Source organism: Streptomyces sp. Y309 (assembly GCF_056712025.1).
In genome coordinates, this window is sequence record NZ_CM160048.1 from 8284507 (window position 1) to 8308724 (window position 24218).

Genomic DNA, 24218 nt, shown 5'->3' on the forward strand with positions numbered 1-24218 from the left:
CTTGGCTGACGCCTCAGCCGCTCGGCTCGCAACTGCCCGCCAGGCACGGGCTGTTCGACGTACGAAGGTCGCGCGAGGGGAGCAGTGGCGAAGCGCTTGCGAAAGGCGGCGGCGCCGAGCCGCCCTCGGCGAGGGCGTCGACCAGGTCGCGGGAGAAGAGGTGCACGGCGAAGCCGCCGTGCTCCCAGACGTCGTCTCCGTGCCCGGTCCCGGCCCGGTAGTGCGCGTCCCCGGCGTGGCGGACGGTGTAGACGAAGGACCCGCCTGGCCGCATCCGTGGACGAACGCGGTTTTCCACCCTCGTTCGCCGACGACAACACCCGGCGCGCGATGTTCTCGGCCGCCGCCGAGCTCGCGTACGTATCGGGCTGGATGGCCTTCGACAACAGCGAGCACGCGGTCGCACTGCGGCGCTTCAACACCGCGGTGAAGCTGGCAGCGCGGTCGGGCGACGCACCCCTGAGCGGACACATCCTGCGTGCCATGGCGCACCAGGCGCTCGACCTGGGTTTTCGACGCGAAGCCCGCCAGATCGCGCAGACTTCGGTGCGCGGCGAGCGGTACGCGGCCGCCTCCTCTCGCGAGCGAGCGCTCCTCGGCGTGGTGCACGGGATCTCGGTGACCATCAGCAGGCGGTCAGGGAGTTCCGGCGCTCCGTGCTTACGCGCGGCCGACCAGGCGTCGCCTGACGACGTGGTACCACGCCCGCAGCCCGCGCGGAAACCCGCAGCGGCCGGCAACGGGCACGTTCGCCCATCGCAACCATCGGCGCCCCAACCACGTGACCGACCTGGACGCCGTGGTCGGCACGAAGATCGATGCCGGCCGACTACTGGGCCGAGAAGCCCTGACCACTCAGGACTTGGCGGCATCGCTTCTCCGAGCATCGCATCCGCCGAAAATAGTAGCCATGGACATAGTAGCCAAGTACTCTATTCGGTATGAGCAAGGTTCCACCGGGCCCCACGCCCGGCTATCTGGTATGGCGGCTCGCCAACAAATGGCGCGTCGCGGTCGATCGCGCAGTGGCTCCGCTGGGTCTCACTCACGCGCAGTACGTACTGGTCGCGTCGCTGTACGGCATGCAGCGCACCGGCGAGCGGCCCAGCCAGCGCCGACTCGCCGACCACACCGGCCTGGAGGCGCTGTATGTCTCGAAGCTGGCGCGCGCCCTGGAGCCGGCCGGTCTGATCGAGCGCACCCGCGACCCCGGCGACCCCCGCGCCGTACAGCTCGCCCTCACCGAGCAGGGCGAGGCCGTCACGCGGCAGGCCATCGCCGTGGTCCAGGAACTGCTTCATCAGTTGCTGGAGCCGCTCGGCGGCCTCGACGCCCCGCGGACACGCGCGTTCACCGATGAGCTGACGACCCTGCTCGACGCACCTCTCGCTCCATCCGTAGCGAACACCGAGAGCACTCAGGGGACAACACCATGACCACCACCGCACCCGTCGCCAACGCCCGCGACCTCGCCCTGGCCCACTACGCCGCCCGCGGCGTCCTCGAGCACGTTCTGGCCCGGCACGGCGCCACGTTCCAGCAGCAGGTCGCCCTGCGCGCCGCCGTCACCTCCGACGCCCCGCAGACGCGAGACGATCTCCTCACCCAGGTACGGGACTCACTCAAGGCGGATCCGGCCGACGTCCGCGCCACGCTCGACGAGCTACTGGCCGAGCAGCTGCTCGTCGCCGACGGTGCGCACCTTCGCCCCACCGACGCGGGGCGCGAGCTGCTCGCCGCCGTCGGCGTGGAGGCCACCCCCATCTCCGCCCGTATCTGGGGCGGGATACCCGCCGAGGACCTGGCCGCCGCCGGCCGCGTCCTCGCCCTGGTCACCGAGCGCGCCAACGCGGAACTTGCGACGCTGACCGCCTGACCGAACCGATCAGTGAAATGTTCATCCACCGGTCCCCGAACGCAATGCCCGGGTGCTCGGTCGCTCGAACCGGGGCCGCGGCGGCTGGCTGCCCCGCTTCAAGAAAAGACCCCTAGCGTCGTACGGGCGCGTCACGAAAGCCGTGATCCAGCTGGTGATCTTGTGCGGGGTGAGGATGTCCGTGCGATGTCGCCGCCGCGGCCGCCGCTGCGGGTGTCGACCCGGTGCCGGCGGACGCGGAGGCCACGAAGAAGGGAATGGCGACGAGGAAGCGGCCGGTCTCGGCGCGGTGGTGCTGTTCGGCGAGCCACTCGTCCGCCTGTTCGCGGCCGACGGCGCCGCCGGCGCAGGCCGGCTCGGCGAGCCTGGTGAGCAGCGGCAGCATCGAGGGGTCGGTGAACACGCTGGTGTGCACCTCGACCGTGACGTCGTTGAAGCCGCCGTCCAGGAGCAGGCCGCGGTACTGGCGGCCGGCGCGGGGCGTGCCCAGGAGGTCGGCGCGGGCGTGCACGATCGTGCGGGTGAGCTCCGCGTCATCCGAGTCGATCATGATGGCGTCCCAGTCCTGACCGACCAGGACGATCCTGCCGCCCGGGCAGAGGACCCGTCGTGCCTCCGCCACCGCGCGCCCTGGTTCCTGAAGTACGTGGAAGACCTTGTCGGCACGGTAGCCGCGCACGCTTCCGTCGGCGAACGGCAGATCCTCCGCCTCCGCCTCCCGGAACTCGGCCTGCGACCACCGCTCCCGGGCCGCGGCCAGCATCCGCGGGTTCGGGTCCACGCCCACCGCGTGGACGCCGCGTTCGGCCAGCTCGGCGACGGCTCGTCCGGCGCCGCAGCCGACGTCCACGACGGTCGAGCCCGGGACGAGAGAAAGCAGTTCGTAGGAGCGGGCCCGCAGCCGAACGGCGCTCGGCATCCGGTCCGCCGCGTCGAGGACGGCCAGCAGGGCTTCGGTGTCGCGCAGGGCTTCGGTGTCGCGGTGCTCTTCCACCGCTTCCTGATTCATCGACATGGACGTCATGCTGCGACTTAATGTCGACATGAAGTCAAGCGAAGACGGCGGCACGTTGAGCATCGGCGCCCTCGCGGCAGGGTTCGGCCTGGCCACGCATGTGCTGCGGCATTGGGAGACGATGGGCCTGCTGCACCCCGGACGGGACGCCGGCGGGCGCCGCCGCTACGGTGCGGACGACCTCACCCGCGTGGCGACGATCCTCATCTTGAAGGACGCCGGCCTCGGCCTGACCACTATCAGGAGCCTGTCCGCGACCGTCGACCGCGCCACCCGGCACGAGATCCTGCGTCCCGCGGCCGAGGAGCTCCGGTCGAGAATCGCCGCGGCCCAGGCCTCATTGGAGCTCATCGAGGGCGGTCTCAACTGCGCGTACGAGGACGTCACCCAGTGCCCGAACTACCGGCGGCTCATCGCTGAGCGGGCCGGCTCCCGAAGTCCGGCCGGACAGCAGTGAAGTGATCGAGGCCGCGGCACCAACCCCATGAGACGGCACAGCCAAGCGGCTTTCCAGAAGTCCTGTCGGTAACGGGTCCGACTGGGTGCCGGGGGCGTCCCCCGGGAGAACGCGATCCTGTGCATGCCAACTTGATCACATCGGCCTGTTTTCGCCTGACGTGATGTCGAGTGGTTCGTAAGGTGACCACGACATCCAGCCGCCTCACCTGAGAGGGAACATGCCTCAGATCAGCGCATTCTCTACCGACAGGCATCGCTCACGCCGTGCCCGTCGCACCGTCGCCGCCCTGATCGGCGCGGCCGCCCTGGCCACGCTGGGCACCATAAACGCGCCAACTGCCACGGCCGCCCCCGCGCCGCCCGGCGGTGGCTCGTGGGACCACGTGTGGTCGGGCACCGGTGTCAAGGTCTACGTGAAGGAGCGCGGAGACATAATCTCCGTGTGCGACACGGCCGCGAACGGCCACTCGGCCTGGACGACGGTGGACCGTCTGAACCCCGACATCGAGGGCTACAAGATGTACGCCCGCGGCGGCAAGGGAACCTGCAAGTCCCACTCGGCTGCCGAAGGCGGCAGGTACAACCTGGCGGAGGGCGGCCAGTACACCCTCAACTTCGAGGGCCGCGGCGACAACGGCGGCTCGGTCGCGGGCTTCATCAACGACCACTGAGCATCAGCGTGTGGCGGCCCGTGCACGCCGTGCCCGGGCCGCCGGCCCTCCAACCCCTCGCACTCGGCCGGGACACATGGGCGAAGACGGTCGACGGGCGCACGCTGACCCAACCTCCGCCGTGACATCTCGAACGAAGGCCTGGCGAGGGCAGTGCCAACGCCTCCCGCATCACGCAGTCTCGGCTCGCGTTGCGTACAGCACTTCTGGATACGCGCTAGTCAGTCGCGGCGCCGCTCCGTTCGTCTCGTGGAATGTGCGCTTCAGCTCGTCTTCCCGGCGCCGCGGCGGAGGACGGCGCTACCGAGGCCCGGGTGCTCGGCCACGTACAGGGACAACTCCCCGTCGCCACACCCCGGTTGCATGATTTCGGCGCGTACGAGAACGGCTGGAGCTACGTCCTGATGTCCCGGCTGCCCGGCGAGGGCCTGCATCTCGCGTGGCCGCGGATCTCGGTGGGCGAGCGGGACGGGATCGTGGCGCGGGCGGGTGAGGCGCTCGCCGCGCTGCACGCGCTGGGCCACGCGCCGCTCGCGGACGTCCTTGGGCCCGGCGACTGGCGGGAGTTCACCGCACGGCAGCGCGCGGGCGCTGTCGAGCAGCAGCGTCGGCACGGGCTCGCGCCGAGCTGGCTGGAGCAGATTCTGGACTTGCTGGGCTTCGGCCTGTTCGTCACGCGCGCGGAGCCGAAGCTGCTCACCTGGTTCACGGCGGCGTACGGACAGACCTTCGAGCCGCGGCTCCTGCTGGCGTACACGCTGCTGCATGTGTACAGCAATCTGCCCTGGTACCTGCGGGAACTGCCTGCGCCGCCCGAACCGACGCTCGACGCCCCGCCCTGGGTGTGCGACTGGTGCAACCACGAAGCGATCCACGAACCGCGAACTCCCTTGGTCACGCCCGGCTAGAGCCGCACCTGCCGCGGAATGTCGGGCGTGGCGGGCGGTGGAAGGACCACCGCAGGGTGATCAACGGTGTTCTCTTCCGCCAGCGGACCTGTGTCCCGTGGCGGGATCTGCCGCCACGGTTCGGGAAGTGGAAAACGGTTTACGACCGGCATCGTCGCTGGTCGGCGGACGGTACCTGGGACAGGCTCCTGCGGGCTGTTCAGGTCGACGCGGATGCGGAGGGCCGGATCGACCGGACCATGGTCGGTGTCGACTCGACGTTCTGCCGGGCTCACCAGCACGCCGCCGGTCCTCGTGAACGCCCACCACGCGTTCCGGGTCGACGCAGCCGACCCGCTCAGCACCGCGACGACGAAGCCCTGGGCCGGTCCCGGGGCGGGCTGACCTGCAAGATCCACCTGGCCGGCGACGGCAGCCGCCGCCCACTCGCATTCGTCATTACGCCTGGACAGTGGGGTGATGCTGCTGGCGCAACGTCATCCGGCTGGGACTGCGGGATTCCCGACCGCGGTGGTGGCTGCGTCCTGGGTGGGGGTGAGGAGAAGGTCCTCGTAGGTGTGGTGATGGCGGGTGGTGGTGCGGTGGTGGAGCAGGTGGGCGGCGTGTTGGGGTTGGCCGGCGTCGATCAGGGCGCGGGCGAGGGTGTCCTGGATGATTTCGCGTTCGACGCGGACGCCGCCGATGCGTTCGGCCTGGTCGCCGAGGGCGGTGAGGAGATCGACGGATTGCCCGGGGCTGCCTGCGGTGAGGTGTGCCAGGGCTTGGACGACGGGTGCGAGAACCTCGGCGTAGTCGGGGCGGGGGTCGTTGGCGGCGCGGCGGGCGAGGGCTTCGAGGGCGTCGGTGTCGGCGGCGACAGCGAGGCCGAGGGCGAGCTGGAAGGTGTGGAACACCTCAGCCCAGCCGCCCGGTTCGGCCAGCAGATGGTGGATGTGTTCGAGGTCGGCGGTGCGGGCGGGGGTCTGACCGGCGAGCAGAAGGCGCCAGTTGGTCGCCGAGCGCATCCCCACGTCTCCGTAATGGAGTTCGGTGTCGGCGCGGCGGCGGGCGTCGGCGAAGTCGCCTGCGGCGATGGACTGCAGGGCGGCGTGCCATTGCAGATGGCGGCGCTGCACCGCATGCGGGTCGGCCGCGAGCCAGGCGTCGATGAAGGCGGTGGAGGCGGGGCCGGTGCCGTGTTCGTGTTCGGCGTGGGCCCGGGCGTGGGCTGCCGGGCCCGAGCGGGGGTTGAGCTCCAAGGCGTGGTCGGCCAGGGCCCAGGCATCATCGGGGCGGCCCTGTTCGGCGCGTGCCGTCGTCCTGCTCGAAGACGGCGGACCGGAGGCCTACGCCTGGCGGGCGCTGAAGATGCGCGTCGAGAGCCACTTGCGCATGAACCCCGGCCCCACCGCCGACGGGCGCAGCACGGCCCCGGCAACCGCGCGAACCACCGCCGTGCACGAAGCTGTCCGTGCCACGCTGGACGCCATGCGCGAGCAACTGGCGGAGCAGGAAACCCCGCTCGGCCTCTACACCGCCATAGCCGTGCTGCCCGAGCGACAGTTCGACGTCATCATCCTGCACTACGTATTGGGCTACCCCTCCAGACAGGTCGCCTCAATCATGGGCATCAGCGCGGGCACCGTGAGGACCCACCGCCGCCAGGCCCGCAAGCGGATCGCCACCAGACTCGGCCTCAACCTGGACCTGGACCTGGGTGATGACGAGGAGAAGGAGTAGACCGTGCGCCACCTCGACGAGATTCTCCACCAGGCCGCTCTCCCCGACATGGTCACCGACGACGACCTGGACGACCTGCGGCAGGAGAGCGTCCGCGACGTCACCGCCGTGCTCATGCTCGGTGCCCGCCCCGCGCCCGAGGGCCACCTCCCCACCCCTCTGGACCATGCCGAGGCCGACCTGCGGGCCCTGTCCACCGCGTTCCTCCGCAGCGAGACCGCCGCCAAGCACCTGTCCAGCCTCGCCCTCGAGCCCATCGACGCTGACGGCGCCCTGCACTTCGGATGCCTGCTCAACCTCGTCCAGGAGTGGGACGGGGCCTTGTGGTGGTGGCAGTTCGCCGCCGGAGCCGGCAACGCCACCGCCGCCCACTGCCTCTATCTCCTCCATCTGCACCGCGGCGAACTGCGGGACGCCGACCACTGGGCCCACCAAGCCCTCATCCTTGGCGCCACCGCCCATCTCTCCCCGCGATCCCGCTGCCCCCATCTGGACAGCAACACGAAAGCACTGCGCGAAGCCGTCGACCGCCTGAAGGTCGATGAAGTCGACGGCGCCCTCCTTCACCACCCCGACCAGCACCTCGCCGACCGAATCGAAGAACTCGCCGACGCCTGCTGACCCGTGAACGGTCGACCCGGCCGCAGCGGTCTCACGAGGCTGGTGCCACGGTCCCGAATCGGATTCCAGCTGTGCCGAAGAGTCGGGCGTACCACGCCAGCAGATCGGCGCCGCCCGCAATCTCGGCAAGACCACCTGCGCGAGCAGGAGGTGGGTCTGCGCGACGTCGCCAAGCGCCTCGTCATCACCACGAACTCCAGTTGACCAGCCCCGTCTCAGCCGCAGAGTCGGGGCTGGCGTGTGCACTCAGTGCCAAGTGGCCTCGCAGGACTCTGTGCGCCCATCGGAGTAGCCCAGGCACGATCGGGCCTGGACGGCCCGGGTGGGATAGCGAGAGTGATACGTGGGTCCGTGAACACCGCCGTCCCCGTCGACACAGTCCACGGCTGGCGACCGACAGTGCCAGTGGCCGGCGCGGAGTTCGCGGACCTCTTCCCGCTCGGGGCCAGCCCGCATGGCCGTCCGGCCGGCTCGCGGTGGCCTCGGTGCTCCAGTTCTTGGAGGGCCCGTCAGGCCGCGGCCGTCGTGCGGGGCGCATCGGCCCTGTACTCCCGAAGCTGACACCAGACGGCATGTAGCTGAGTGTCGGCGTCGCGCGAGCACCTGGAGGGTGCGGAGCCCAGCTCACTCAGCGGAAGGGACCATCGGTCGCGAAGGCGTGGGCTGCAAAGCGCTTGCCCATTCGACGGTATGCGGCGGCGGTGGGGTGAAGGCCGTCGGCCAGGTCATCTGCCTCGTCCGGGCCGAGCAGCTCGCGTCCGTCGAGATAGTGGAGGTGGGGATCAGACGCCTGTCGTGCCGCAGCGATCCGGGCCAGCTCGGCACGGACCACCGCCAGCGACAATGCCCCGCCGGCCACATCGGCGGGGTCGCCCAGGGCAGCGAGCCTCCCGTCCGGGCCGGTCGCGGTCGGGCCGGGGGCCTCTTCCAGGGCCGGACAGCTCACCGGAGAGATCAACAGCAGCGGGGTGTCCGGGTGTCCGTCCCGGACCGTGTCCAGGAATCCGTGTACCGCCGGACCGAACGTCCGCAGCCGGAAGGCGGACAGACTCACGATGTTGATGCCCACCTTGAGGCTGATCAGGTCGGCGGGCGTATCGCGGATCGTCCGGGCGACATAGGGATCCAGCAGCGCGTTGCCCGCCTGGCTGAGGTTGATCACCTCCACCCTTCCAAGCGCAGCCGCCACCACCGGCCAGGTTCCGGTCGGGCCGTCAGCCTCGATGCAGTGGCTGATGGAACTGCCGTGGTGCACCCAGCGGCGCCGCCCGTCCGGCAGCGGTGCCAGCACGTCGCCGTCAGCGCGCAGTGCCACCAGTTCCGTTGGGGTCTGCTGTGGCAGCCACAACTCGACGTCCTTCATGCCGGTCGGCAGCCCGGCGAACCGTACGGTCCCGGGCTCGCCCGGGATGAGTCGCTGTACGGCCCCGGGGCCCGCCATCCGCAGCACGTTGCCCACCGGCGCCTGCCGACGCCCCGCCAAGACGCCGTCCACCAGCAACTCCAGCATCCCTGTCGGGCGAGGGTGAGGGTCGGAGTCGAGCTGGCCAGTGGAGGTGAGTACCTCGAACTCCAATGCGCGCGCATCGGTGCGGAACACCAGCCGCACCCCCGAAGGCATCACGCTCACCCCGTAGACCGACGGGTCCTGGTACTGCTCCTTGGTCCACGCGGGCAACCGGCGCGGCATCACCCCTGCCTGTGTGGTCTCCAGGTCCAGCGCGCCCCGCAACTCCACCGGCCCGCCCACCAGTGGAACCGCCCGCATCGCCACCGTCACCGCTCCTTTCCCAGGTCAATGGGGTCCGGAGATTTCATCAACCCGGTGCCTTCGCGGCTCATCGACGCCCGCCGAACTCCCAGTCGTGTACCTCGATGTCCGCGTACCGGTCCGCAGTCAGGACGGCTCGCGCCGTCTCTGCATCAGAGGCCCTGAGCAGCACCGCCGTACCCAGCCAGGTGTCGCCGTCGTCGGACAGCAGCGGCCCGTACGCGACCAACTCGTTCCGGTCGAGCGGCAGGGCAAGGTCAGCGGCTGGGCCCTCGCCGAGGCCGAGCACCAGGTACCGGTTGCCACCGGTCCGGCCGCCGGGGCAATCCCACATGGTGCGCCCCAGCACGTTGCGCCACCGGCGCAGCAGCACGTCCCGGTACGCGCCGGCCTGGTAGTTGGGCTCGTCGAAGGCGAACGCGCGGGCGGCGGCGGGATCGGGCAGGTCGATGATGTGCACGCTGCCGGTGGGTGTTTCACCATCATCGGCGAAGGTCGGGCCGCGAGCGATCAGCTCCTTCGCGTACCGGTCCATGTAGGACCAGCGCTCTTCCAGCAACCCCTCGCGTAACGCGAGGGAGCCGGGCCGATCACGGTGGTAGCAGAAGAACTCCATGGCCACTGATCCTTTCCTACCAAGGGCACCATCTCAACTGGCTTCTGGCGACGATGCCCCCGCGCTCCAAACGAGGCAGCATTGGCGGGGAAGACAGGTCCGGGCACATACCGTGCATACAGCTGGACTACCGGGACCATCGCGACCGGCTCCGGCCCTACGGGCGCGTCGAGCGGCTTGTAGTGGTCCGGTTCGGCGCACATCAGCCAGGGCTCTTCGGCCGGCCACAGCAACGGCCCGCCGATGGAACCTTCCCTGGGCCCGGCTGCCCGGCCCGGGCGTAGAGGAGGGTGACCGTGCACACTACAGGGTGCGCTGCCGCTGCTCGACCAGGGTCCGCAGCCGGTCGCGCAGCTTCAGCTCGCACATCCACTCGCCCAGCGCCGCGCCCCAGGCGTCACGGTTTCCCGGTGCGATGAGCTTCCCGGGGCGCTCGGGCGCGGTGCTGCCCGGGAAGCAGGCGTGCCCCAGCTGCCGATCCGGTAACCGGTGGCGGCAATTTTGGTGGCCTTGCGCCAGTCGTCCTCATTCACTGCGAAGCGCCAGCCCAGTGCTGTCGAGAAGAAGGCCGCGGTGCGCGTCACGTCGCGGGTCTTGAGGTCCATCCAGCAGAACTTGTTCAAGGTGGCTCCTTGTCGTCCGGATACTGGGGTATCGGGTGACCGGAAAGCCGCTAAGTCGTCGCGACCTGGTCCCGGGCCAGGCGTTCGCGCAGCGTGGCGGCGAACTCCTCGGCCCGCGCCAACTGCGTACGCAGCTTCTCCACCTGCTCGGCCGCGTCCTGCTCATAGCCGCGCACGCGCTCCAGCAGGGCCTCGCGCTCGTCGGCCGCCAACTCCTCGCCGGAGTCGAGGCGGTCGGTGGCCTCCAGGAGGTCGCGCATCTGGTCCAGGGTGAAGCCGAGCGGCTTCATGCGGCGGATGACCATCAGGCGGGCCACGTCGGCCTCGGTGTAGAGGCGGAAGCCGCCCTGGGAGCGGGCCGAGGGAATGACCAGGCCGGTTTCCTCGTAGTGCCGGATGGTGCGCAGCGACAGCTCGGTCCGTGCGGCGACCTCGCCGATCTGCATGTGCTCGCTGCTCACGCGGGCGCCCTTCCTCCCTGTCGCCGAGGCCACAGGCGGCCGACGTCGATCTCTACCGTAACGTCAGGGTAGAGTAAGTGATCGTCGGGGTCGGCTCCGTGCCGTCCCCGCTCCCATGGTGCGGGACCGTTCCCGTGTCCCATGGTGCGGGACCGTTCCCGTGTCCCATGGTGCGGGACCGTTCCCGTGACCGTCAGCCGTGTCGGGGCCGACGATGCCCCCGGCGAAGACCGATGCCTGCAGGAGAGAGCGTGCGCATGCCCATGACGCCCGGCGCCGCCGCCTGCCCGCCGTGATCCTTCGCCCTGAAGCAGCGCCAGGAGCTCCCTCCCGCTCGCGCCTGCTGCTCTCTGATTACTGAACTTCGGCCCGCCGTACGTGGGCTTCGTGGAGGGCCGCCCGGTCTTCCGACGCCTTCCGCACGCCCCCACGACGCCGGGTGTGCCCGAGCACGACAGGTACTTGCTCTTGTCTACGTCCGCACTGTCCCCGGCCGCGCGGCTGCGCGGCCTCAAGCCCGACTGGCTGAACGACCCGAAGGTCTGGCGCACCGAGGTCCTTGGCGGTCTGGTCGTCGCTCTGGCGCTGATCCCCGAGGCGATCTCGTTCTCGATCATCGCCGACGTCGACCCGGCGATCGGCCTGTTCGCGTCCTTCACCATGGCCGTGGTGATCTCGATCGTCGGCGGACGCCGCGCGATGATCTCCGCCGCCACCGGCGCGGTCGCCCTGGTCATCGCCCCGCTCAACCGCGAACACGGCCTCGGCTACCTGATCGCCGCCGTCATCCTGGCCGGTGTCTTCCAGATCGTCCTGGGCGCGCTCGGGGTGGCCAAGCTGATGCGGTTCGTGCCGCGCAGCGTGATGGTCGGCTTCGTCAACTCCCTGGCCATCCTGATCTTCATTGCGCAGGTGCCGGAGATGCACGACGTGCCCTGGTCGGTCTATCCGCTGATCATCGGCGGCCTCGCGCTCATGGTGTTCTTCCCGAAGGTCACCAAGGTGATCCCGGCGCCGCTCGTCTCCATCGTCATCCTCACCGTGATCACGGTAGCCGCCGGAATCGCCGTGCCCACCGTCGGGGACAAGGGGGACCTGCCCTCCTCCCTGCCCGTCCCCGGCCTGCCCGACGTGCCCTTCACGATGGACACCCTGACCACCATCGCCCCCTGCGCGCTCGCCATGGCGCTGGTCGGCCTGATGGAGTCCCTGATGACGGCCAAGCTGGTCGACGACATCACCGACACGCACTCCTCCAAGACCCGCGAGTCCATCGGCCAGGGCATCGCCAACATCGTCACCGGCTTCTTCGGCGGTATGGGCGGCTGCGCCATGATCGGCCAGACCATGATCAACGTACGGGTGTCCGGCGCCCGGACCCGCCTGTCGACGTTCCTGGCGGGCGCGTTCCTCATGGTGCCGTGCGTCGTCTTCGGACCCGTCGTCTCCGACATCCCGATGGCCGCCCTGGTCGCGGTGATGGTGATGGTGTCGTTCGCGACCTTCGACTGGCACTCCATCGCCCCGAAGACGCTGAAGCGGATGCCCACCGGCGAGATCACCGTCGTGGTCGTCACGGTGGCCTGCGTGGTCGCCACCCACAACCTGGCCATCGGCGTCGTCGTCGGCACGATCACCGCCATGGTCATCTTCGCGAGGCGCGTCGCTCACCTCGCCGACGTCACCGCGGTCACCGACCCCGACGGAGGCAGCGTCGTCTACTCCGTGACCGGTGAGCTGTTCTTCGCCTCCTCCAACGACCTCGTTGGCCGGTTCAACTACGCCACCGACGCCGACAAGGTCGTCATCGACCTCACCGCCGCCCACATGTGGGACGCCTCCTCCGTCGCCGCCCTCGACGCCATCGAGACCAAGTACAAGCAGCGCGGCAAGACCGTCGAGATCATCGGCCTGAACCAGCCGAGCGCCCAGATCCACGAGAAGCTCAGCGGCGAACTCGCCGGGAGCCACTAGCTCGAGTTTCAGCTCGACGAGGTCTCGGGCTGCCGTATCCACGCGGCCAGCAGCCGAAGCGCCTCTTCGGAGCTGGAGCCTGCCTCGGCGGTATAGACACTCAGCCGCTGGTCCGGGTCGGCGGGCAGGGTGAGGGACTCGTAATTGAGGGTGAGCGGGCCGACGACCGGGTGGTGGAAGTGTTTGCTGCCGTGCGTGTGCCGATACACGTTCTGGTCGGCCCACCAGCGGCGGAAGTCCTCATCCGTGATCGAGAGTTCGCCGACGAGTTCGGCAAGCAGTGGATCGTGGGGATGGCGTCCGGCGTCGCGCCGGAGCGAGGCGACGATGTCCCGGGCGTGGGTGTCCCAGTGGATGTACAGCGAGCGGGCGGCCTCGTCGCAGAACATGAACCGCACCAAGTTCCGCTCGCGGTGCGGCAGCGCGTCGAAGTCGGTGAGCAGCGCGCGTGCCATCTGGTTGGACGCGAGTACGTCCAGTCGCCGCCCCAGCACAAGGGCGGGGGTGTGCTCGAGGATCCGGAGCAGGTCGCGCAGCCCCGGGCGGACCGCCTGCGGACGCGTCGCCGCGCGGCGGGGCCTGCCTGCGGCGGGCTTGGCGAGCTGGAACAGGTGGGTTCGTTCGACGGGGTCGAGGCGTAGCGCGCGGGAGATGGCGTCAAGGACGGTCTCGGAGACGTTCAGCCGGCGTCCGCGTTCCAGGCGTACGTAGTAGTCGACGCTCACGCCCGCCAGTTGCGCGATCTCTTCGCGGCGCAGTCCCGGCACCCGCCGAGCGCCGCCGTCGTCGGACAGGCCCGCCTGGCGCGGGGTGATCCGTGCCCGCCGGGAGCGGAGGAACTCACCGAGAGCTGTGTTGCGGTCCATGCCGTTCACGATAGGGCCCAAGATCGCCCCGACGACCCGCGAAAGGGGGACTGGCAGTCCCCCGGTCCGGCTGTCCCCGGGCCCGGCCGTCCCCGGGGCGAAGCGGACCCTCCGGAAGACGATCGGCAGCCGATTCCGGTGCTGAAGTGGAACGCGTCGAGACCGACCGGGGCCCAACGGCCCCCCGGTCGGCCTCTGTTCACATCGCACGAATCGCTCGAAGGGAACTCCTGTGTCGGACACCAAGACATTCCTGATCACCGGCGTCAGCACCGGCCTGGGCCGCGCACTGGCGCGCGCGGCGTCGGCCGCGGGCCACCGGGTGGTGGGCACGGTACGCACGCCCGCCGACGCACGGGCCTTCGAGGCGCTCGCCGGCGACGCGCACGCCCGCATCCTGGACGTGACCGACCATGACGCGGCGGACACGGTCGTGGACGAGACCGAGCGCGACCTGGGCCCGGTCGACGTACTCGTCGCCAACGCCGGGTACGGCCATGACGGCCTCTTCGAGGAGTCGTCGATGGACGACCTTCGCCGCCAGTTCGAGGTGAACGTCTACGGAACCGTGGCGGTGATCAAGGCCGTCCTTCCGCACATGCGGGAGCGCCGCTCGGGCCACATCATCGCCGTCACCTCGATGGGCGGGCTGATCACCATGCCGGGCCTCAGCTTCTACCACGGCAGCAAGTTCGCGGTGGAGGGCATCCTCGAAACGCTCGGCAAGGAGGTCGCCGATTTCGGCATCCATGTCACCGCCGTCGAGCCGGGCAGTTTCCGCACCGACTGGGCAGGCCGCTCGATGACCCGCGCACCCCGTGTGATCGCCGACTACGACGAGCTGTTCGAGCCGCTGCGCGCCCGGCGCGTCCACGGCAGCGGGCGCCAGCCGGGCGACCCGGACAAGGCCGCGGCCGCGGTACTGCGCATCGTGGCGGCCGACCAGCCGCCGACGCGCCTGCTGCTCGGCACCGACGCGCTTCGGCTCGTCCGGGCCGGACGCGACGCCTTCGAGCGCGACATGCTGGCATGGGCCGAGCTGTCGGTCTCCACCGACTTCGACGACGTCAGCCGGCCCGCCTGACGTCACTCGCTGCCGGGCCCCCGGCGCGGGGCCTCGACGGCGGCCCTCGCCCGACAGCCCCGCCACCCCGTCGAGTGAACGGTCGTATCTTCGGGCCGGTCCCGCCGTTGCTCAGGTCGTGATCAAGCACACCATTGCCGCCGGCGTTCTGACCGGCCTCGCGCTGACCGTCCTGCCGGCAGCCTCCGCAGCTGCGACAACCGCCCCCCAGACGAAGCCCGTTACCGCTGTTTCCTGGCTGACGCCTCAGTCCGTCATGGGAGACGGTGACGACGGGGGTCGTCACGACGATGACCGAAAGAAGGGCAAGAAGAAGCGGTACCGGGGCGACGACGACTAGTGACTAGCGACTAGCCCCAGGACCGTTCAACCAACTCGCCTCACCGTCATGCCCCGCCCGGCCCGCCAGGCCGGTGCGGGGCATCGGCGTTGCCGCCTCCTTACGCCATCTCGTTGGCGCTGGGGACGCAGTGCGTCATGTCCAGGCCGGTGATGTCGCGGGTGCCGTTGTTGCCGAGGTTGGCGGCGCGCTTGAGTTCTTCGTCCGTGAGGGTCTGCGTCGGCAGGGGTGGCAGGTCCCGCACGTCGTCCGCGGTGATGCCGAGGCCGTCGCCGACTCGGCGGCCGTAGGAGTCCTCGGCCATGAACAGGTGCCAGACCATGCGCTCCTGGATGACGCGGTCGCACTGTTTGAGGGCCGTGACGAGGTTGAGGACCAGGTCGTCCTGCTCCCAGGGCTCGGAGAGCAGGAAGCGTTCGCCGGCCTGCCGGTAGTCGTTGGTCCGCTCGATACGGGCGCGGGTCAGGCGTCCGGACAGCTCCGGGCCCTGCACGTCGGGGTGCGGGCAGTCGGCCTCGCGCAGGCCGGCCACCAACGACGGCTCGTAGTTGATGTGGGGGTCGGTGCCTCCGTAGTCGACGCCGTACGTCATCGCGCCGTCCCGCTGATTGGTGTTGACCTGGGCGTTCTTGGGCGAATTGACCGGCAGCTGCAGGTAGTTCGAGCCGACCCGGTAGCGCTGGGTGTCGCTGTAGGCGAAGGTCCGGCCCACGAGCATCTTGTCGTCGGAGAAGTCCATGCCGTCGACCAGGACGCCGACGCCGAAGGCGATCTGCTCGCTCTCGGCGAAGAAGTTCTCCGGCGCCCGGTTCAGGACCAGCCGGCCGATCGGCAGGAGCGGGAAGTCGTTCTGCGGCCACACCTTGGTGTCGTCCAGCGGGTCCCAGTCCAGCTCCGGGTGGTCGTGATCGTCCATCATCTGCACCCGCAGCTCCCACTCGGGGAAATCACCGCGGGCAATCGCGTCGTACAGGTCCTTGGTGTGACTGCCCAGTTCCGTCGCCTGCACCTGCGACGCCTGCTGAGCGGTCAGCGACTTCACACCCAGCTTCGGCGACCAGTGGTACTTGACGAGCTTCGTCTCCCCCTTGGCGTTCACCCACTTGTACGTGTTGACGCCGAAGCCCTCCTGATGCCGGTACGAGGCCGGGATGCCGCGCGGGCTGAAGATGAGGGTGTACATCAGCAGCGACTCCGGCGATGCCGCGGCGAAGTCGAAGACGCGGCCCGGGATCTGACGCTCGAAGGTGACCGGGTCGGGCTTCTGCGAGTGGATCACATCGGGGAACTTGATCGCGTCCCGGATGAAGAACACCCCGATGTTGTTGCCCACCAGGTCCCAATTGCCGTCCTCGGTATAGAACTTCACGGCGAACCCGCGCGGGTCGCGTACCACCTCCGAGGAGTCCCGGCCGCCGGCCACTGTGGAGAACCGCAGTGCCACATCGGTGCGCTTGCCCGGCTCCTGGAACAGCTTGGCCCGCGTGTACTTCGCGATCGGCTCGTCCCCGACCTTTCCGTACGCCTCGAAGTAACCAAAGGCCGTCGCGCCGCGGGCATGCACCACCCGCTCCGGCACCCGCTCCCGGCCGAAGTGGGCCAGTTTCTCGATGTATTGGTAGTTCTCCAGCGTCGCCGGACCGCGCGAACCTATCGTCCGCTGATTCTGATTGTCGTGAACAGGGTGTCCCTGCCTGTTCGTCAGTACTGAACGTCCGTCGTTCTCGGGGCTGTTCGGGCTGTTCGAGTTGTTCAGTGTGCCGTTGTCTGCCATTTCGTACTCCTCTGACGGATGCGGGATCCGGCTTCAGCGGGTCTTGAACGCTTTGCGGGTGGCGGCCCTTTCCTCCCATGAGTCCGTTCCAGGGCCCTTGACCGTGTCGGAGAACCAGCTGTCGTGGCGTATCAGGAACGCCGTCCGCTCCTCCTCCGTCATGTCACCCATCTGCCCAAGGCCCTCGAAGTAGCCCTCGCGCGCTCCGCCGGGAGCGAAGAGCATCAGGAATTCCGCGGGTTCGCCGGAGATATTGCCGAAGGAGTGGATGCCGCCCGGCGGGGTGCCGGCCGGGCGGAAGGTCGCGCTTGGTTCGCCCTCGTCGCCGTCGTAACGGATCTCCGGATAGTCGTCAGCCAGGAAGGACATGGAAAATTCTCCTTGATCGGGTCGAATCTGGTCGAATCGTGTCGGGTTGGAGCGGATCGCATCGGGTCGCATCGGATTTGGTCGGCCGGGGGAGTCCGGCCGTGAGGGAGGAAGGTCGTGCCCGTGGGGGAGGAAGGTCGTGAAGGGGCGACGCCGAGCCCGAGCCGTCAGGCCGGCGGCCTTTCCTGGAGGTGTCGGGTTCTGGCGGCGCCGAGTCCTGGTGGTACGCGCCGGGGTGGCACGCGGCGTCCGCCGCTCGCGGTGACCGCCAACGCCACGACGGTCATGAGGGCGAGGAGGCCCCAGGCGGGAACGAAGCTGCCCGTGCGGTCCTTGACCAGCCCGAGGACGGGCGGGATCACGACGATCGCGACCTGGTTGACCGACATGGCCAGACCGAGGGCGAACCCGGTCCTGCCGGGCGGGGCGGCTTCCGTCACGTAGGCGACCCACGGGCCGTACCAGCCGAGCCCGAAGAAGCCCAGGCCGACGAGGACGAGGCCTGCCACCACGGGTGAACGCCCCACGGGCGTCATCAGCACCGCCATGCCCGCCGTCGCCGCGACCAGGCAGACCATGACGGAGCGGTACCGCCCACGCCGGTCGTGATCGCTCCACGCGGCGAGAGCGATCCGGCCGACGACGCCCGCCCCTTGCGCAGCCACCAGGACGAGGGTGGCCGTGCCGGTGCCGACCGACGCCACGTCGTGCAGGTACAGCACGGTCAGGATGCCCACCCCGCACTGCACGGAGACAAGGCTCGTACCGGACAGCATGATCTTCACCATGGACGGCTCGCGGAGCATCGCCCACCGCCCTCCGAGCCGTGGCTCCGGAGCGGGGACGCTTCGGCCGTCCCCTGAGGCGTCGCGGGCTGGCGGGCGTCGGTAGAGGCCCATGAAGACGGCGGCGCCGAGCAGCGCGACGAGTCCGCCGGTCACGAGCGCGGCCCGCCACCCGAAGGCCACGGCGACGTAAGGCAGTACGGCCGAGGCGAGTGCCGCACCGAGCGGCAGGCCCGCCTGGCGGATGCCCATCGCGAACCCGCGCCGGGAACTGTCGAACCAGGAGGCGACCGACTTGCTCCCGCCGGGCTGCACGGCGCTGTATCCCGCGCCGACGACGAGCAGGGCGAGCAGCAGGAACACGTACCCCGGCGCCGCGCTCCCCAGGAGCAGGCCCGCGGCGACCACGCAGGCGCCCACCCCGACGACCCAGCGTTCGTCGACGTGGTCGAGCAGGGCGCCCGCGACGAGCAGGCCCACCAGCGGGAGGAATTGGGCCGCCGAGATCAGCAGTCCCACCTGGGCCGTGCTCAGGTCCAGGTCGCGTTGCAGATGGATGCCCATCGCCCCGATGCCCTGCACGAAGAAGGCGGAGGCGGCCTGGGTGAAGGTGGCGATGCCGAGTACGACCCACCGGTACCGGCCGGGTGACATCTTCCGTACGGGCAACGGGACGGCGGTGGGGGAGGAGGCCGACGGAGTGGAGTGCTTCACGCCCGCCACCATGATGTAATGGGCTTATGCAACTCAACCCTTACGGCGAGCAGGCGGTGAACCTGGCCGCGGACCTGGCCAACCGGCGCCCGGCGAGCGCGAAGGAACTCGCGGAACGGTGCCGCGGTGCCGGACTGCTCCTGGAACAGCCCGTCACGCAGCGGGACTTGACCCAGACCCTGGCCACCCTCGACGCGTGGGAGGGCGTCGTCGACGCCCACGACGACAACGAGCGCGCCGCGCTGGTCAACCGGCTGCTGGCCAAGACCGCCGACCATCCGCGGATGACCAACCACGCCAGCGACGACTGGCATCTGCACTACCGCGACGACGACGAGTCGTTCGGCTCCCTGCTCAGTACGCTCATCTCCGTGGGCACCGCGCTGCACCTGGTGGGGCGGGGCATCCACCGGCTCCGCCGCTGTGCCGTGACGGAATGCGCCATGGTCTTCGCCGACACCTCCCGCACCGGGCGGCAGCGATACTGCTCCCAGCGGTGCGCCAACCGCGACGCGGTCCGCAGGCATCGCGCCCGCACGGCGGCGTGAGACTCTGCCGCCGGATCGGTCGTCGCGGCGTGGAAGTCCGCGTACCCCTCGGTCAGCGGCCATCGGGGCCGTCCGCGGCGGGCAGGACTGCGGCACCACGGGTGCCCCTACGGGCGTCGCGGGTGCCCATACGCACCGCGCCCACGCTCGCCATGACCGCCATCGCCACCGCGGCACACTGCGGCAGCGAAAGACCCTGGCCCAGCACCAGATAGCCCGCCAGCGCGGCAAGGGCGGGCCCCAGGCTCGTCAGCACGGCGAACGTCGCCGCGGGCAGCCGTCGCAGGGCGAGCAGTTCCAGGGTGTAGGGCACCCCTGAGGACATCACCGCGATCACCAGGCCCAGACCGAGCACCTCCGGTTCCAGCAGCGCCCCGCCCGAGGCCCCGATGCCCAGCGGCAGGTTGACCAGCGCGGCGACGGACATCGCGATCGTCACCCCGTCCAGCCGCGGAAAGCGGGTGCCGGCGCGGGCGTTGAGCACGATGTACGCCGCCAGCATCACCCCGGCGCTCAGTGCGAAGGCCACACCCGCGGCGTTGAGTCGACCGAAGCCGTCGCTGCCCAGCAGGTAGACCCCGGCCAGCGCGAAACCCGCCCACAGCAGGCCGGCGGCGCGGCGCGAGGCGACGACCGACAACAGCAGCGGCCCCAGCACCTCAAGGGTGACCGCCGCCCCCAGCGGGATGCGGTCGATGGCCTGGTAGAAGAGGATGTTCATGCCGCCCAGAGCCAGGCCGTAACCTCCGACCACCGCCCAGTCGGCGCGCGAATAGCCGCGCAGCCGGGGCCGGGTGACGACCAGCAGCAGCAACGCGGCGAACGTCACCCGCAGCGCGACCGTGCCGAGCGCCCCGGCTCGGGGGAACAGCAGCGCGGCGAAGGCCGACCCGAACTGGACGGACACCGTCCCGGCCAGCACCAGGCCGACGCCGCCGAGGCTGCCGCGCCCTGCGGCCTGACGAACGGCGACGGGAGCGGCCGTCGCCGCGGATGAGCTGTGCACCGTGGAGGTCATGCGCTTCACGCTAGGAAGCCGGCCGCCCCGCGTGAAATGCCAAGTCCGCCGCGGTTATGCTCCACAGACATGACCATCGAGCTGCGGCATCCACAGACATGAGCATCGAGTTGCGGCACCTGCGGGCCTTCGTCGCCATCGCCGAGGAGGGCAACGTCACCCGCGCCGCCGCTCGCCTCCATCTGAGCCAGCCCGCGCTCTCCCGCACGCTGCGTCAGCTGGAGGATCACCTGGGCGCCCGCCTCGTCGACCGCTCCACACACCACCTCGAACTGACCGCCGAGGGCCATACCTTCCGCGACAAAGCCCTTGCCGCCCTCGCCGCCTTCGAGACCGCCGTCGACGCCGGCGGGCTGCGGAGCTGGCCGCTGCGCCTGGGCCACAACTGGGCGGCACTCGGCGACTACACCATCGCGTTGCTGCGCCGCTGGGACGAGACGCACCCCGGCACTCCGCTGGAGCTGCTCCGCGTCGACGACCGCACGGCGGGCCTCACGCAGGGCAAGGTCGACGTGGCCCTGTTGCGCGGCGCGGTCGCCGTGGACGGGCTCGGCACCGAGCTGCTGCTTTCGGAGGAGCGGGTCGTGGTCATGGCGGCGGACAGCCCGCTCGCAGCCCTTCCCCGGGTCACCCTCGCCGACGTCGCCGCCTGTCCGATCGCCCTCAACACCGTCTCCGGCACCACGACGCTGGACCTGTGGCCGACGACGGCCCGACCTGTCACGACCATCGAGGTGACCAACACCGACGAGTGGCTCATCGCCATCGCCGCGGGCCGCGCCGTAGGGGTCTCCACGACGGCCACCCCGAGAAGCCACACCCACCCCTCCCTGGTCTACCGCCCACTCGCGGACGCCCCACCCGTCCCCGTCGTCCTCGCCTGGCGCACGGGCCCGGGCCACCCGGCCATCCCTGACCTGCTGGCACTCGCACACGAGGTCCTCGCGGGCGGCCTACATCACTGAGGGTGCACGGCAGGAACCCGCGGGACCAGCAGGAGCAGCGCCGTCGCGCCCGCTGCGCCCGCCGATCCCGTGGCGTCAGTCGGCCGTGGCTCCGGCCGACTCCCGCGTCTGTCGCGCCGTCTCGTCCGCCAGATCGGCCCCGTGGTCAGCGGCCCACTGCGCCAGCGTGCGGCCCGGCCTGCCCAGTACCCGTTCGACATCGGGCCGGACCTCGGGCGGCTCCTCCGCGTACTCGGCCTGATAGCCCAGCAGATACTCGGCGATGTCCGACGGCATCCCGGCCGTGATGAAGGCCGCGCGGGCCTGGCCGTACGTCAGCGGCTCGAAGCGCAGGCTCCTGCCCAGGCCCTCACCGATCGCCGCGGCCTGCTCGCGTTGGCTGAGACGCTGCGGGCCGCTCAGCGAGTACGCGTGGCCGGCGTGACCGTCCTCCAGGAGTGCGGCGGCGGCCACCTCGGCGATGTCCGCCTCGTGGACGGGTACGCCGAGTGCCTCGGGGAAGGCGCAGCGGATCACGCCCTCCGTACGGATCGACGTGCCCCACATGTCCAGCTTGTTGGCGGCGAATTCGCCCGGACGCACGTGGGTCCACTCCAGCCCCGATGCCTCGATGACCTCCTCGACCGCGAGCAGCATCTCGTAGCTGCCCGGTCGCCGCACGGTGACGGCGTCACTCGTGAGGTCAACGACGCGCCTGACTCCCGTACGCGCGGCGCGCTCCAGGAAGGCACGGGTCTGCTCACTCGCATGCTCGGGGGCGAGAACACCGGGCAGGTAGAAGACGCGGTCCACTCCGCCGAGCGCCTCCGCGGCGTCGGTGAGGCCGCCGGCCACCACCTCGACGGCGTCGGGGAGTTGAGCGCCCGCGGGATTCCGGGACAGGGCCCGGACCCGCTGCCCGGCCTGGAGCAGGCGGTCGACCACGATGCGGCCGACCGTTCCGGTCGCACCGGTTACGAGAATGGTCATGAATTCCCTTTCGTCGCTGGGGCCGAACTCGTCGGAAGGCGGCCACCATAGGTCGACGAAAGCCGCACGCGCACATGAGCTCATGTCTCATTTGGCAGGTCAGAGGGGGTGCATAGGATCCCGGCATGGAAGCACTCGCCCAGCGCCTGGTCCCCGACGAGATGTGGGAGGTGGCCGGCGCGCTCTTACCCGGGCGGCGGCCGCGACCTCAGGGGGGCGGCAGGGCCGCGGCCGACGCGCGCAGAGTCATGGTGGCGGTCGTCTACGTCGTCACGAGCGGCTGCGCCTGGCAGCACCTGCCGCCTTCCTTCGGCGTCAGCGTGCCCACGGCCCACCGCTGGTTCGCCCGTTGGACCAGTGCGAACCTCTGGCGGGACCTGAGCGAGGCGACCTCCGACAACCCCGCGCTCGCTGACTGGACCAGGGCGATCCGAGAGTGCGCCGCACGCCGCGTCCACAGCTGAGAAATTCACCATCCGAGACATACGGCGTGGGGGCGACTGATCCCGGAATGTGCCCGTCTGGCGCGCTGCCGTGCTGTGCCGCGCCGTACCCTGCCGACCCGCCCGGTCCGACTCACCGGCTCTGATATTTCCGCTTGGCCCCTTGTCTCACTTGCGCCAGAACACGTGGTGCGTCACGCCGCTCGGGCTGGGTACGACGTCGAGGTGGAAACGGTCGAGCAACTCGTCGGGGGACTCCCAGAGGCGTACCCCGGATCCGAGCTTCACCGGCGAGACCACCACGTGCAGGGTGTCGACGAGGTCGGCGTCGAGGAACTCCCGGATGGTGCTGGCTCCGCCGCCGAGTCGGACGTCCCGGCCCTGCGCCGCCTCCCGCGCCTGCTGGAGGACCGTGGCGGGGTCGCCGTCGACGAAGTGGAACGTCGTGTCGGACAGCGTGAACGAAGGACGCGTGTGGTGGGTCATGACGAACACCGGGGTGTGGAACGGCGGTTCGTCGCCCCACCAGCCCTGCCACTCGTAGTCCTGCCAGGGGCCGCGCTGCGGTCCGAACTTGTTGCGGCCCATTATCTCGGCGCCGATGTTGCGTGCGAAATCCCGCGTGAAGTAGTCGTCGAGGCCGCGGCTGCCGCCGGGGTCGGTGCGGTTGGGCCAGCTCGCCGTGGCGCCGGCCCAGGAAAACATGGTGCCGGGATCGGCGTGGCCGAACGGCCTCTCGAGGCTCTGGTTCTCACCGGCACCGAATCCGTCACTCGAGACGGTGAAGTTCTGGACCCTCAGCAGCTGATTCACGTGACTCCTCTTTCGTGGTCGACAAGAGCCGACCGTGGTCAGTAACAGTCGACAACAGTTGGACTGCCGGGGCCACGGAAACTCATCGGTCAGCCGCCGGTGCGGCGCGTGCGGGCCAGTGCCAGTCCGGCGAGGGTCAGGGCGGTCAGCCCCACGATCAGGGCCACGACGGCCCCGCCCAGCCCGTTGCCGGTGCCGAGCCCTCCGTCGGCGGTGGCCACCACCAGCCCGCCGAGGACCACGGCGATCAGTCCCGTCGCCAGCGTCACGACGAGTCCGAGTCGCCCGGAGCCGGAGTTGGAGCCGGTGCCGAATCGACCGGTGGGGCGAGCCAGAGCCAGCCCGCCGATGACCACGCCGATCAGCCCCAGTACGGCCGCCGTGGAGGCCCCGAGCCGCCCGGCGCTCATGGCGTACATGTCGGCGGCGGTCGGCTGGACCGAAGAGTGCGCGGCCGCCGGGGCGGCGAGCACGAACACCCCGAGCATGGCGGCGGCGGCCGAGGCGAGCAGCCGCCGGACCGACGTCAGGGCCCTTGATGAGCTCATGTCCCTCTCCTGCTTTCGTGCGTCTCGTCGTTTTCCGATGTTTCGTGCGTGTCGTGCGTCTCGTTTGTTTCGTGCGTCTCGTTCTCCGAGTTCTGGATGTCTCCTGATCGTGCCGCCGGGCGCGCCGCCGGTCGTCGTGCAGGCGCAGACACCGCGCGCTGCCGCCCATGGCGCATCCGGCTGCTGCGGGCGCCGCAGGAGCCGTGAACGTACTGCGTACGCGGTAGTCGGCCGCTCGGTCACGAGCGGGACTCGCCCCCGGCAGCGT

26 protein-coding genes and 4 pseudogenes are annotated in these 24218 nt (G+C 70.2%); 16 read left to right on the top strand and 14 right to left on the bottom strand.

What is annotated here, in order from left to right; genetic code table 11:
- Positions 1-84 precede the first annotated feature (84 nt).
- The 4 genes and pseudogenes from AC0KTA_RS34635 to AC0KTA_RS34650 form a co-directional block, all read left to right on the top strand.
- Positions 85-549 (top strand): annotated as a pseudogene (locus tag AC0KTA_RS34635) (NsdA family TPR-like regulatory protein); the annotation flags it as partial.
- 151 nt (positions 550-700) lie between these two features.
- Positions 701-817, top strand: a pseudogene (locus AC0KTA_RS34640) (S-adenosylmethionine-dependent methyltransferase); the annotation flags it as partial.
- 124 nt (positions 818-941) lie between these two features.
- Positions 942-1436 (top strand): MarR family winged helix-turn-helix transcriptional regulator, encoded by a 495-nt coding sequence (locus AC0KTA_RS34645; RefSeq protein WP_481052144.1) that lies wholly within the window; start codon positions 942-944, stop codon positions 1434-1436.
- Entirely contained in the window at positions 1433-1876 is a 444-nt protein-coding gene (locus AC0KTA_RS34650) for a MarR family transcriptional regulator (protein WP_481052145.1), read from the top strand. The genes AC0KTA_RS34645 and AC0KTA_RS34650 overlap by 4 nt, the downstream gene beginning before the upstream one ends.
- A 112-nt stretch (positions 1877-1988) precedes the next feature.
- On the opposite strand, the gene AC0KTA_RS34655 is transcribed toward AC0KTA_RS34650, so the two are convergent.
- The gene (locus AC0KTA_RS34655; protein WP_481052146.1) at positions 1989-2891 is read right to left on the bottom strand and encodes a methyltransferase domain-containing protein; all 903 of its coding nucleotides are present in this window, start codon (positions 2889-2891) and stop codon (positions 1989-1991) included.
- Positions 2892-2919: 28 nt separating this feature from the next.
- Between AC0KTA_RS34655 and AC0KTA_RS34660 the strand changes: the two genes are divergently transcribed.
- From AC0KTA_RS34660 to AC0KTA_RS34675, 4 genes and pseudogenes are all read left to right on the top strand, one after another.
- Positions 2920-3348, top strand: a complete 429-nt coding sequence (locus AC0KTA_RS34660) for a MerR family transcriptional regulator (RefSeq protein ID WP_481052147.1) — start codon at positions 2920-2922, stop codon at positions 3346-3348.
- 220 nt (positions 3349-3568) lie between these two features.
- Entirely contained in the window at positions 3569-4021 is a 453-nt protein-coding gene (locus tag AC0KTA_RS34665) for a hypothetical protein (RefSeq protein ID WP_481052148.1), read from the top strand.
- Between the two features lie 275 nt (positions 4022-4296).
- Positions 4297-4929: pseudogene (locus AC0KTA_RS34670) on the top strand (phosphotransferase); the annotation flags it as partial.
- A pseudogene (locus AC0KTA_RS34675) lies at positions 4875-5393 on the top strand (IS5 family transposase); the annotation flags it as partial. The pseudogenes AC0KTA_RS34670 and AC0KTA_RS34675, both read left to right, overlap by 55 nt.
- Before the next feature lie 12 nt (positions 5394-5405).
- On the opposite strand, the gene AC0KTA_RS34680 reads toward AC0KTA_RS34675, so the two are convergent.
- Positions 5406-6167 (bottom strand): tetratricopeptide repeat protein, encoded by a 762-nt coding sequence (locus tag AC0KTA_RS34680; RefSeq protein ID WP_481052149.1) that lies wholly within the window; start codon positions 6165-6167, stop codon positions 5406-5408.
- Here AC0KTA_RS34680 and AC0KTA_RS34685 point away from each other — a divergent pair.
- Positions 6157-6648, top strand: coding sequence for a sigma-70 family RNA polymerase sigma factor (locus AC0KTA_RS34685; protein WP_481052150.1), 492 nt, complete (start codon positions 6157-6159; stop codon positions 6646-6648). The genes AC0KTA_RS34680 and AC0KTA_RS34685 overlap by 11 nt on opposite strands.
- 3 nt (positions 6649-6651) lie before the next feature.
- Complete coding sequence (locus AC0KTA_RS34690) at positions 6652-7269, top strand: hypothetical protein (protein ID WP_481052151.1); 618 nt, start codon at positions 6652-6654, stop codon at positions 7267-7269.
- 628 nt (positions 7270-7897) lie between these two features.
- Here AC0KTA_RS34690 and AC0KTA_RS34695 read toward each other — a convergent pair.
- The 4 genes from AC0KTA_RS34695 to AC0KTA_RS34710 form a co-directional block, all read right to left on the bottom strand.
- On the bottom strand, positions 7898-9037 hold the full coding sequence (locus tag AC0KTA_RS34695) for a GDSL-type esterase/lipase family protein (protein ID WP_481056669.1): 1140 nt from the start codon (positions 9035-9037) through the stop codon (positions 7898-7900).
- 70 nt (positions 9038-9107) lie between these two features.
- Positions 9108-9656, bottom strand: coding sequence for a YciI family protein (locus AC0KTA_RS34700; protein ID WP_481052152.1), 549 nt, complete (start codon positions 9654-9656; stop codon positions 9108-9110).
- Positions 9657-10012: 356 nt separating this feature from the next.
- Entirely contained in the window at positions 10013-10279 is a 267-nt protein-coding gene (locus AC0KTA_RS34705) for a VOC family protein (protein WP_481052153.1), read from the bottom strand.
- A 50-nt stretch (positions 10280-10329) separates the two neighbouring features.
- Entirely contained in the window at positions 10330-10740 is a 411-nt protein-coding gene (locus AC0KTA_RS34710; protein WP_481052154.1) for a MerR family transcriptional regulator, read from the bottom strand.
- A gap of 468 nt (positions 10741-11208) precedes the next feature.
- Here AC0KTA_RS34710 and AC0KTA_RS34715 point away from each other — a divergent pair, with 468 nt between their 5' ends.
- Positions 11209-12714, top strand: a complete 1506-nt coding sequence (locus tag AC0KTA_RS34715) for a SulP family inorganic anion transporter (protein WP_481052155.1) — start codon at positions 11209-11211, stop codon at positions 12712-12714.
- Between the two features lie 8 nt (positions 12715-12722).
- Here AC0KTA_RS34715 and AC0KTA_RS34720 read toward each other — a convergent pair whose 3' ends face one another.
- A complete protein-coding gene (locus AC0KTA_RS34720; protein WP_481052156.1) occupies positions 12723-13580 on the bottom strand; it encodes a helix-turn-helix transcriptional regulator in 858 nt (285 codons plus the stop codon).
- Positions 13581-13812: 232 nt separating this feature from the next.
- Between AC0KTA_RS34720 and AC0KTA_RS34725 the strand changes: the two genes are divergently transcribed.
- Both AC0KTA_RS34725 and AC0KTA_RS34730 read left to right on the top strand, forming a co-directional pair.
- Positions 13813-14664 carry an oxidoreductase gene (locus AC0KTA_RS34725; RefSeq protein WP_481052157.1) on the top strand — a complete coding sequence of 284 codons (852 nt, stop codon included), beginning with the start codon at positions 13813-13815 and terminating at the stop codon, positions 14662-14664.
- 118 nt (positions 14665-14782) lie between these two features.
- Positions 14783-15004 (top strand): hypothetical protein, encoded by a 222-nt coding sequence (locus tag AC0KTA_RS34730; protein WP_481052158.1) that lies wholly within the window; start codon positions 14783-14785, stop codon positions 15002-15004.
- A gap of 100 nt (positions 15005-15104) precedes the next feature.
- Here AC0KTA_RS34730 and AC0KTA_RS34735 read toward each other — a convergent pair whose 3' ends face one another.
- The 3 genes from AC0KTA_RS34735 to AC0KTA_RS34745 form a co-directional block, all read right to left on the bottom strand.
- The gene (locus AC0KTA_RS34735) at positions 15105-16778 is read right to left on the bottom strand and encodes a catalase (protein WP_481052159.1); all 1674 of its coding nucleotides are present in this window, start codon (positions 16776-16778) and stop codon (positions 15105-15107) included.
- A 33-nt stretch (positions 16779-16811) separates the two neighbouring features.
- Positions 16812-17147, bottom strand: a complete 336-nt coding sequence (locus AC0KTA_RS34740; RefSeq protein ID WP_481052160.1) for a hypothetical protein — start codon at positions 17145-17147, stop codon at positions 16812-16814.
- A 167-nt stretch (positions 17148-17314) separates the two neighbouring features.
- Positions 17315-18646: an MFS transporter gene (locus AC0KTA_RS34745; RefSeq protein WP_481052161.1), complete on the bottom strand. Its 1332-nt coding sequence runs from the start codon at positions 18644-18646 to the stop codon at positions 17315-17317.
- Positions 18647-18672: 26 nt separating this feature from the next.
- Here AC0KTA_RS34745 and AC0KTA_RS34750 point away from each other — a divergent pair, with 26 nt between their 5' ends.
- On the top strand, positions 18673-19194 hold the full coding sequence (locus AC0KTA_RS34750) for a CGNR zinc finger domain-containing protein (RefSeq protein WP_481052162.1): 522 nt from the start codon (positions 18673-18675) through the stop codon (positions 19192-19194).
- Positions 19195-19246: 52 nt separating this feature from the next.
- Here AC0KTA_RS34750 and AC0KTA_RS34755 read toward each other — a convergent pair whose 3' ends face one another.
- A complete protein-coding gene (locus tag AC0KTA_RS34755) occupies positions 19247-20212 on the bottom strand; it encodes an EamA family transporter (protein ID WP_481052163.1) in 966 nt (321 codons plus the stop codon).
- 98 nt (positions 20213-20310) lie between these two features.
- Between AC0KTA_RS34755 and AC0KTA_RS34760 the strand changes: the two genes are divergently transcribed.
- Positions 20311-21177, top strand: coding sequence for a LysR family transcriptional regulator (locus tag AC0KTA_RS34760; RefSeq protein ID WP_481052164.1), 867 nt, complete (start codon positions 20311-20313; stop codon positions 21175-21177).
- 75 nt (positions 21178-21252) lie between these two features.
- On the opposite strand, the gene AC0KTA_RS34765 is transcribed toward AC0KTA_RS34760, so the two are convergent.
- Positions 21253-22146 carry an SDR family oxidoreductase gene (locus AC0KTA_RS34765; protein ID WP_481052165.1) on the bottom strand — a complete coding sequence of 298 codons (894 nt, stop codon included), beginning with the start codon at positions 22144-22146 and terminating at the stop codon, positions 21253-21255.
- A gap of 125 nt (positions 22147-22271) precedes the next feature.
- On the opposite strand from AC0KTA_RS34765, the gene AC0KTA_RS34770 reads away from it, so the two are divergent.
- Positions 22272-22610: a transposase gene (locus tag AC0KTA_RS34770; RefSeq protein ID WP_481052166.1), complete on the top strand. Its 339-nt coding sequence runs from the start codon at positions 22272-22274 to the stop codon at positions 22608-22610.
- Between the two features lie 147 nt (positions 22611-22757).
- Here AC0KTA_RS34770 and AC0KTA_RS34775 read toward each other — a convergent pair whose 3' ends face one another.
- Both AC0KTA_RS34775 and AC0KTA_RS34780 read right to left on the bottom strand, forming a co-directional pair.
- The gene (locus tag AC0KTA_RS34775) at positions 22758-23402 is read right to left on the bottom strand and encodes a dihydrofolate reductase family protein (protein WP_481052167.1); all 645 of its coding nucleotides are present in this window, start codon (positions 23400-23402) and stop codon (positions 22758-22760) included.
- A gap of 89 nt (positions 23403-23491) precedes the next feature.
- The gene (locus tag AC0KTA_RS34780; protein WP_481052168.1) at positions 23492-23950 is read right to left on the bottom strand and encodes a DUF6223 family protein; all 459 of its coding nucleotides are present in this window, start codon (positions 23948-23950) and stop codon (positions 23492-23494) included.
- Between the last annotated feature and the right edge of the window lie 268 nt (positions 23951-24218).

What these genes read in the sequence shown, in the direction of transcription:
- AC0KTA_RS34665 (WP_481052148.1), top strand. Translation starts at nt 3,569, where the DNA reads ATGCCTCAGATCAGCGCATTCTCTACCGACAGGCATCGCTCACGCCGT.
- AC0KTA_RS34765 (WP_481052165.1), bottom strand. Translation starts at nt 22,146, where the DNA reads ATGACCATTCTCGTAACCGGTGCGACCGGAACGGTCGGCCGCATCGTG.
- AC0KTA_RS34720 (WP_481052156.1), bottom strand. Translation starts at nt 13,580, where the DNA reads ATGGACCGCAACACAGCTCTCGGTGAGTTCCTCCGCTCCCGGCGGGCA.
- AC0KTA_RS34760 (WP_481052164.1), top strand. Translation starts at nt 20,311, where the DNA reads ATGAGCATCGAGTTGCGGCACCTGCGGGCCTTCGTCGCCATCGCCGAG.
- AC0KTA_RS34700 (WP_481052152.1), bottom strand. Translation starts at nt 9,656, where the DNA reads ATGGAGTTCTTCTGCTACCACCGTGATCGGCCCGGCTCCCTCGCGTTA.
- AC0KTA_RS34740 (WP_481052160.1), bottom strand. Translation starts at nt 17,147, where the DNA reads ATGTCCTTCCTGGCTGACGACTATCCGGAGATCCGTTACGACGGCGAC.
- AC0KTA_RS34750 (WP_481052162.1), top strand. Translation starts at nt 18,673, where the DNA reads ATGCAACTCAACCCTTACGGCGAGCAGGCGGTGAACCTGGCCGCGGAC.
- AC0KTA_RS34735 (WP_481052159.1), bottom strand. Translation starts at nt 16,778, where the DNA reads ATGGCAGACAACGGCACACTGAACAACTCGAACAGCCCGAACAGCCCC.
- AC0KTA_RS34660 (WP_481052147.1), top strand. Translation starts at nt 2,920, where the DNA reads ATGAAGTCAAGCGAAGACGGCGGCACGTTGAGCATCGGCGCCCTCGCG.
- AC0KTA_RS34755 (WP_481052163.1), bottom strand. Translation starts at nt 20,212, where the DNA reads ATGACCTCCACGGTGCACAGCTCATCCGCGGCGACGGCCGCTCCCGTC.
- AC0KTA_RS34695 (WP_481056669.1), bottom strand. Translation starts at nt 9,037, where the DNA reads ATGCGGGCGGTTCCACTGGTGGGCGGGCCGGTGGAGTTGCGGGGCGCG.
- AC0KTA_RS34780 (WP_481052168.1), bottom strand. Translation starts at nt 23,950, where the DNA reads ATGAGCTCATCAAGGGCCCTGACGTCGGTCCGGCGGCTGCTCGCCTCG.
- AC0KTA_RS34770 (WP_481052166.1), top strand. Translation starts at nt 22,272, where the DNA reads ATGGAAGCACTCGCCCAGCGCCTGGTCCCCGACGAGATGTGGGAGGTG.
- AC0KTA_RS34650 (WP_481052145.1), top strand. Translation starts at nt 1,433, where the DNA reads ATGACCACCACCGCACCCGTCGCCAACGCCCGCGACCTCGCCCTGGCC.
- AC0KTA_RS34655 (WP_481052146.1), bottom strand. Translation starts at nt 2,891, where the DNA reads ATGTCGATGAATCAGGAAGCGGTGGAAGAGCACCGCGACACCGAAGCC.
- AC0KTA_RS34645 (WP_481052144.1), top strand. Translation starts at nt 942, where the DNA reads ATGAGCAAGGTTCCACCGGGCCCCACGCCCGGCTATCTGGTATGGCGG.